The sequence below is a fragment of the Sphingomonas sp. genome (assembly GCF_035317925.1).
Classification (GTDB): domain Bacteria; phylum Pseudomonadota; class Alphaproteobacteria; order Sphingomonadales; family Sphingomonadaceae; genus Sphingomonas_I.
In genome coordinates this window covers 1-4,549 of the sequence record NZ_DATHFV010000148.1, presented here as the reverse complement: position 1 = coordinate 4,549, position 4,549 = coordinate 1, and the positions used below count along the sequence as shown (strand labels likewise).

3 protein-coding genes and 1 pseudogene are annotated in these 4,549 nt (G+C 66.8%); 1 reads left to right on the top strand and 3 read right to left on the bottom strand.

All coding sequences use genetic code 11. The annotated features are described in order from the left end of the window. The 3 genes and pseudogenes from VK533_RS11265 to VK533_RS11255 form a co-directional block, all read right to left on the bottom strand. Positions 1-182, bottom strand: a pseudogene (locus tag VK533_RS11265) (MBL fold metallo-hydrolase); the annotation flags it as partial. A 318-nt stretch (positions 183-500) separates the two neighbouring features. Continuing rightward, on the bottom strand, positions 501-1,286 hold the full coding sequence (locus VK533_RS11260; protein ID WP_324377641.1) for a 3-hydroxybutyrate dehydrogenase: 786 nt from the start codon (positions 1,284-1,286) through the stop codon (positions 501-503). A 13-nt stretch (positions 1,287-1,299) separates the two neighbouring features. Beyond that, complete coding sequence (locus VK533_RS11255) at positions 1,300-3,861, bottom strand: M1 family metallopeptidase (protein ID WP_324377639.1); 2,562 nt, start codon at positions 3,859-3,861, stop codon at positions 1,300-1,302. Between the two features lie 203 nt (positions 3,862-4,064). Here VK533_RS11255 and VK533_RS11250 point away from each other — a divergent pair. Further along, a partial coding sequence (locus VK533_RS11250) for a neutral zinc metallopeptidase (protein WP_324377637.1) occupies positions 4,065-4,549 on the top strand: 485 nt, incomplete at its 3' end.

The window sequence follows — 4,549 nt, the reverse complement described above, 5'->3', positions numbered from 1 at the left end:
GGCCCTTCGCAGCTGTAAACATGCGTCACCGGTGTGGTGCGGTGCAGCGGCACCGCGCTGTCCGTATTGCGCACGCCCGGCAGATTATAGGGAATATCAGGATTGCCGTTGGGATAGGCATTGCCCGTCACCGACATGCTGTTGCCGGACAGGACCGGGCTGTAGGTCGGCTTCGTCCCCATACGATACCCCCTTGTATCAATGCCTTAAGCCAGCGCGGCGCCCCCTATGATCGGAGCCCTGGGCTGACCTTCGCAATGAATCTGAGAGGTAGCGTATGGATATTACCGATGCGATCAAGCGTATTAATGACGTATTGGCTTCGGCGCGCCGACCAATGCTGCGTCGCCGAAAGGACGGCCACATCACGCTAGACCGCGCGCTTTAAAACCCACCCGTCACCCCGGACTAGTTCCGGGGTCCACCGGGAGGCAAGAACCTCACGGCTTTGTTTTGCCGCACAGTGGACCCCGCAACTAGTCCGGGGTGACGGTGAGCCGCTAAGCCGCCGTCCAGCCCCCGTCCATCGACAGGTTCGCGCCCGTGATCGACGCGCTTTCGTCGCGGCACAGATGGACGAGCAACGCCGCGACCTGTTCGACCGTGACGAATTTCTTGGTCGGCTGGCCGGCGAGCAGAACGTCGTTCATCACCTGCTCGCGCGTCAGGCCGCGCGCCTTCATCGTATCCGGGATCTGCGCTTCGACCAGGGGCGTCCAGACATAACCGGGGCTGATGCAATTGACCGTGATGCCCTGGGTCGCGACCTCCAGCGCCGCCGTCTTGGTCAGCCCCGCGATGCCGTGCTTGGCGGCGACGTAGGCCGACTTGAACGGCGAGGCGACGAGGCTGTGCGCCGACGCGGTGTTGACGATCCGCCCCCACCCCTTCGCCTTCATCGCGGGCAAAGCGGTCCGGATCGTGTGGAAGGCGGACGACAGGTTGATCGCGATGATCTGGTCCCACTTTTCGGGCGGGAATTCGTCGATCGGCGCGACATGCTGGATGCCGGCATTGTTGACGAGGATGTCGATCCCGCCGAACCGCGCGATACAGCTTTCGACCATCGCCACGATCTCGTCGGGCTTCGACATGTCCGCCGCCGAATACGCCGCCCCTGCCCCGCTGGTCGCGGCGAGCGCGGCGCGCTCCGCCTCGATCGCCGCCGCGTCGCCAAAGCCGTTGATCATCACCGCGGCACCCTCGGCCGCGAGCGCCTTGGCGCAGGCAAGCCCGATGCCCGAGGTCGATCCGGTAATCAGTGCGGTCTTGCCCTTCAGGAACATGCGGATCTCCGTTTCAGCCGTGCGCGGCCCATTTGGCGGCAGGGCCAGATACGACGTCGTGCAGCCGCGCGCGATACCGGATCGCGGTGATCGTCTTGATTGCCCGTTGCCGCGCGGCCGCGGGCAACGCGCGTTCGGCATAGGCCTGCACGCGATCGGCCACCGCCGGGTCGTTCGACTGCACCGGCAGGGAAACGATAAAGCCCGCCCGCCCGCTCGTCTCGACCAGCGCGTTGGCCGCCTGCTCATGCGCCACCGCCCAATCGAACGCCATCGCCGGATGCACCAGCGCGATGCTGCGCAACAGCTCGGCGCGATCGGGCACGGTCGCCTCTTCGGTCAGCACCAGCGCCAGCGTGCGCTGCGCCAGGGCGTCGTCGCGCACATTGCCCAGCACCTTCCAGTAGATGCGCTGCACCCCCGGGTCGCGTTCGCTCCGCGCCGCCTGATGCAGCATCTCCCATTCCTGCGGGGTGGCGTCGCGCCCGAAGACGCCCAGGATCGGCTGACGCACCGGCGCGGGAATCGTATCGAGCCCCTTGGCGACGAGCTGTCGCGCCGCGTCCGCCATCGCCGGATCGTCGAATTTGCCAAGCGTATGGATCAGCGCCTCGCGCAGCTGCGCCAGATCGGCCGGTTCGCCCGGCCGGCCGGTGAGGCCGACGCGCGCGAACTGCGGCGCCAGCAGCGCCCGCACGCGGGCGTCGAACGCGGCGCGGGCCGGATCGTCGCCCAGGAAATCGTGGAGCGCCTCGAGCTGGCCCGCCACCAACCGCCAGACGAGCGGGTCGGCATCGGCCGCGACATGGTCGAGCAAGACGAAATAGCGATCGAGCGGCGCATAACCGCCATCGCCGAGCGCGACCGTGTCGCCCAGCAGACCGACCTGATCCGGCAGGGCCAGGCTGCCGAACCGCGCGACCAACGCGTCGAAATGGCCGGGCGCATAGAGCGTGCGATAATAGCCATACTGCCCCGGATTGATCAGCGGCGCCGTGCCGCAGCCTGGCAGCGCGACCGTCACGGGATGCGCGGCGGTGACGTCGGTCTCGGTCTTGCCCGTGCCGGTCCCGGAACCGGCCCCAGAACCGGCCCCAGAGCCGGCCCATGTGACCGGCACGATCCAGCTGATCGGCTTGCGCGACCCATCGTCGACGCCATAGCGCCCCTGGGTGAAGGTCAGGCGCCGCATGCCGCCCGCGCAGGCCGTCTCGCCGACGCGGATCAGCGGCACGCCGGGCTGGAGCGTGAAACTGTCCATCATCGGCTTGACCGGCCGCCCCGCCGCTTGCGCAACCGCGCCCCACAGATCGTCCGTGGCGGTATTGGAATAGGCGTTGCTGGCGATGTAGCTGCGAATGCCCGCGCGGAACCTGTCCGGCCCGACCGCGCCTTCCAGCATGCGGATCACCGCCTCGCCCTTCGAATAGGTGATCTGATCGAACGCGGTCGCGAGCTGATCGACGCTGGTGATGTGCTCGACGATCGGGTGGGTCGATCCGCGCGCATCTTCGCCGATGCCCCGCTCGCGCGCGACGGCGACGGTCTGCGCCGCGACATGCCAGTCGGGGTTGAGCGCGTCGGTCGCCTTGCTCTCCATCCACGAGGCAAAGCCTTCGTTGAGCCAGAGGTCGTCCCACCAGCCCATCGTCACCAGATCGCCGAACCATTGATGCGCCATTTCGTGCGCGATGTCGGAGAAGATCAGCTGGCGCTGGCTTTCGGTGGTGAGCTTCGGATCGACCAGCAGGACCTTGTCGAAATAGAGGATCGCGCCCCAATTCTCCATCGCGTCGAAGAACTGGCTCGATCCGGGCGCGGCGACCATGTCGAGCTTGGGCAGCGGGTAAGGCGTACCGAAATAATCGTTATAATAGGTCAGCAGCTTGGCCGCGCTGTCGAGCGCATATTGGCCCTGATCGCCGACGCCGCGCCGCGTGATCACGCCGATCTCGGTCTTGCCGACCATGCGCGTGCGCCGCTCGACATCGCCCTGTCCGAAGAACAGCAGGTAGCTCGACATCTTGGGCGTGGTCTGGAAGCTGACCCAGGTCTTGCCGTCCGCGCCATCGCGCGAGGCGGCGATCGGCATGTTGGAGAAACTGGACTGGCCCCTGGGGGTCGCCACGCTGAGCGTGAAGGTCGCCTTGCGGCCGGGCTCGTCCCACATCGGCGCGAAGCGGCGTCCGTCGGTCGCCTCAAACTGGGTGACGAGCATGCGCTGGGCGCTTGCGCCGTCCTTGTAATCGACCGCGAACAGGCCGGCGGCCGACAGGTTGATCTTGCCCGCCCAATCGAGCGTGATCCGGTGCGTACCCGCTGCGATCGGCTGCGCGAAGGTGAAGCTTACCGTCTCGACCTTGGTATCGAAGGCGATGCGCACCGCGGCGGCTTTGCCGTCGAGCAGCGCCTTGCTCACGGTCAGATCGGCGGCGTTCATCACGATCGTGCGCGTGGGACGCAGCACCGAAACACTCACCGTTTCGGTCCCGCGGAAGGTCAGATGCGCCGCGTCGGGGTCGACCGCGATGTCGTAATGGAGCGGCACCACCTCGGGCGGGAGCCGTCCCGGCAAAGCGGGACCGACGGGGGCAGCGGTAGCGGAAGTGGCGAGGGCGGAAACGAGAGAAAGCAGCAAGTGCCTATGCGGCATGGGCAAAATCCTGAGATGCAAGCCAAACCGCCTAGGCCGCGTTCCCGATGCGTCAAGCCGCGTGCAACCTGCTACCACGCAGGCGTGTTCAGAGTTTGGTTGAGACACCAAGGCAGGAGGGTCGGTTGCGCCTCGACGATTACCGGGAAAGCGACAATGTCGAACAGGATAGCGGTCGTGGCGGCGGGTTCGGCGGCGGCGGCGGCGGCGGACTAGGGCTGCTGTTCGCTTTGGTCGGCAGCCGGTTCGGCATCGGCGGCATCGTCATCCTTGGGCTCGGCATGTTCCTGTTCGGCTTCAATCCATTCGGCGGCGGTAGTCAGATGGTCGGCCAGTCGCCGCAGGTCGCCAGCCAAAGCGCGCGCCAGACCTGCGAGGCGAACGCCGCCACCCTGCTCTCCTGCCGCGTGCTCGCCAGCACCGAGGATACGTGGAGCCGCCTGTTCCAGGCGTCGGGCCAGACCTATGCGCCGCCGCGCCTGCATTTCTATGCGCGCCAGGGCTCGTCGGGCTGCGGCGCCGCGCAATCGGCGATGGGGCCATTCTATTGCCCGACCGACCAGCGCGTCTATCTCGACACCGGCTTCTTCGACGAATTGCAGACGCGCTT

Coding starts and splice junctions, on each gene's coding strand:
- VK533_RS11260 (WP_324377641.1), bottom strand. CDS start 1,286: ATGTTCCTGAAGGGCAAGACCGCACTGATTACCGGATCGACCTCGGGC.